The organism is Endozoicomonas sp. SESOKO3, assembly GCF_024606255.1.
In genome coordinates, this window is record NZ_JAHHPR010000648.1 from 1 (window position 1) to 3,175 (window position 3,175).

Sequence of the window (3,175 nt, forward strand, 5' to 3'; positions counted from 1 at the left end):
ATCAGGCTGCGCACTTCATCAAGGTCTACAGTGTATGACGCTCCTTCGGTGTCCTCATGAACCTTGGCCACCTTGACGACAAGGTCGACGGGCCCCCGTTTGAAGGCTGGGTGAGCCGTGGAAGGAATAATGATCTCCGGATTCCTGATGCCCATGGCCACAGCCCTGTCTCTGTATGCTTTCAGAGCGGCTTTGATGCTCATGGAGCCGCTACTGGTGATCACTCCGTCCGGTTTACCAAGACCTTCATCCTGAATACTGTTTCCGCCCAGAGCTTCCAGCATCATGTTAACGACGCAGCTCTCAAAGTACATCGCGCTTGGGCTCAGGTCTTTCTGAATGGCATTGCTGTGGGAGAACATGCCAAAGATCTCATTCAGGAAGCCATAGTGATCATGATTACCACTGTAGACTGAGCCTGACACAGTCCCTTCTTCCCAGAGTTCATCTTCGTATTGCTTGAACCCCTGAGCGATATTCCTGATTTTCCAGAGAGGCTCCGGTTCCTCAGGAATTTCTTTATAGATGGGAGCGAAATGAGTGATTCCCGGATACATCCAATGTCGTATATAAAGCCATTTCATATAACCCAGAGGATACCAGGGGCCTTTTTCCTTGATTCTGTGATCCCCTACTTTGACATCACGGAATTCCAGAACAACATCCAGCATTTTTTCGATCTTTTGGTCATCGCCCAGAAACGCTTCCATTTCATCAATGATGGCTTCTCTGGTGGCCAGCGTTTCGCGGTTTAGAATATGAACGGCCAGCTGCTCCTGCTGATTCGGGTTGTCGGGTTTGAAGTGCATGACGACGGAGCTGATGGTTGAGCATCTGGAGCCAGGCTTGTTGCCATGGATACGACAATGGCTCTTGCCCTGCCAGATCAGAGGGCTATGAAAATTAATCTCTGATCGGGATACCGAGGGCAATGTAGCATGAAAAACCGGGAAGGTATTGGAATGATAGTTTTCGTGGCTGCTGATGATTTTTTCCAGTGGTAATGCATGAGTGTCTTTATGGCAGGTTTCCACTGAACAGTAACGGCTTTCAGACGAAGTGGTGAGCAGATCAATAGAAAAAGGTGTCTCTTCAAAGGATGCCTCATGAATAATGGAAGGTACCAGAAAGATGTTGAGACTTCCTGTACCTGAGGCGCTGGACACCTCAGAGCGGAAAAATAATGAGTTATGTCCTTCTTTATTTTTGGGCCAGAGAAAATCCTGTTTGAGAACCTTTTTTCTGAGTTGATTCAGCGTGAGACCCGGAATCTCTTCATCCTCAACAGGGAGAAAATTAAGAGTACTGGAAAACTGACTCTGATTGGGCAGTGAGAAGACGGTAGCCTGATTAATACCGGAGAGAAATAACAGGCTGGTCAGTGTCAAAACGTTAGATAGTTGAGTGGGGCTGAAAAAAAGCCTGAGAGCCTTGAGGTAAGAAAGAGACTTCAGGGTCAAAGGGCGTCTGTCGTCTGGCATAATGTTGCCTGCATTTCATAGGCAGAGGATAGATAGGTTAGGCAATGAAATGCAGGGCTTTCGTTTTTCTTACAGATCAAATAGTAATAATAAACGCTTTGTTTTTGATTATTAATTGCCCGGACTAACCGTTTTCCTATTTGTCATGACAAAAGCCGTGTTCTCGTAATAGTAAGCTGCTTCATTGATAAAGATAGGGTATCCGGGTTCACCCTGATAAGGGGTGACGGTACCATCCATATTCTGAAACATCGGCATGCCCGGCTTCAACTCTTCAAAATCCCCGTCCTGTAGAGAGCTGTGAACCATGGCGGATACTTGTCCATCGTCGTTTCTAGGATAAAAGACTCGATCCGTGACGGTATAAACTTCAGTGGTGGCGGGCAGGGCGTTGTTCCATTCGCTTTCTGATAAATGGGTGAAGTCGACCAGGTGTCGGATCACTGATTCAGTATCTGCAAACTGATCGTGTCGCAAAACGCCGTTGGGAAGAGGGCCGACTTCAATAGTCACTGCATAATCAGAAAGACTGTTGAGCGTTCGGCTGAATTGGCTATCACGGTCACTCAGAATGATTTTTACATCCGGCATATGTTGTTGCACATAGGAGGCGGCCTGAAGGTTAAAAGCAGCCTGATCTTTGATGATTAAAGTCATTCCCATGTTGCTGGTGGTACTGTGCAGATCAATGATAAAGCGGCCATCGTTGGTTTTGGGGTCGAGCAGCCGATTGATTTCCCGGGCTCGGCGGTGTTCGTAGACCGAATCATCATCGCCGTCCAGAACCTCATCCGTGAAAGATCGATTCAGGTCGGCATCCATAAACCGTCTGACTGCTTTATGAGCTTCAATATTGGCAAGCAGGTAATCCACTGGAATGGTGCTCTCTTTGAAGCTGCCGTCCTGCTCCAACTTTCTGATCAGATGGGGCCCAATCAACTCGTTGCCATGGGTTCCGCCCACTATAGTGATTTTTTTTATCATAATCAGACCTTTTTTGCACTGGCTACAAGACTAATCCCGGCTTCAGGTTTGTACAACTTCCTGAGAAGTGAAAGGCATAACGGCGTCCGCAGAACTTTGAGGTTCTGAAGCGTCGGCGGCCCAGCTACGACAGAGTTGAATGAGTTCCCTGGTTCCCTGACTGATGTATTTTTGTTGATGCATGATGAAATAGAATCGTCGGCTCAAATCTCTGTCGGGAATTAACAAAGGTATCAGACTGCCCCTACTGAAGGCATCCTGAAGCGTAATTCTTGACAGGCAGCCAATTCCCAGACCCGCTTCAACGGCCCGTTTGATAGCTTCGGTGTGTTGCAATTCAATCACCACGTTCAGTTTGGGTAAAATGCCATGCATGGCTCGATCAAACGCCTGACGGGTACCCGAACCGGCTTCACGAAGAATCCAGCCAGCACTCAAAAGATCCTGATCTGTCAGTTGGGTTTTGTGCTCGAAGGCATGGCCCGGTGCGCAGAAGGCAACCAGTTCATCATCGCACCAGGGAATGACATTCAGATCATGGTGGTGCAACTCTCCTTCGATCAGTCCGATATCCAGATCAAAGTTCAGAACCTTCCCGGTAATGTTGGCGGTATTGGCCACTTCCAGATCAATATGGGTGCCCGGTTTGTTTCTCATCATCCGGGCAACAATGTTGACGGCCAGATAATTGCCAATAGTCAGAGTGGCAC

General features: G+C 47.9%; 3 protein-coding genes. All 3 read right to left on the reverse strand.

Annotated features, from left to right (window positions below; all coding sequences use genetic code 11):
* Window positions 1–1,481: hypothetical protein (locus KDK18_RS11370; protein ID WP_257255020.1), on the reverse strand; the 1,481-nt coding region annotated here is incomplete at its 3' end.
* Between the two features lie 111 nt (window positions 1,482–1,592).
* Window positions 1,593–2,465, reverse strand: coding sequence for an aspartoacylase (locus tag KDK18_RS11375; RefSeq protein WP_257255021.1), 873 nt, complete (start codon window positions 2,463–2,465; stop codon window positions 1,593–1,595).
* A gap of 42 nt (window positions 2,466–2,507) precedes the next feature.
* Window positions 2,508–3,175, reverse strand: a 668-nt coding sequence (locus KDK18_RS11380; RefSeq protein WP_257255022.1) for a LysR substrate-binding domain-containing protein, incomplete at its 5' end; no start/stop codon positions are given.

Coding starts and splice junctions, on each gene's coding strand:
- KDK18_RS11375 (WP_257255021.1), bottom strand. CDS start 2,465: ATGATAAAAAAAATCACTATAGTGGGCGGAACCCATGGCAACGAGTTG.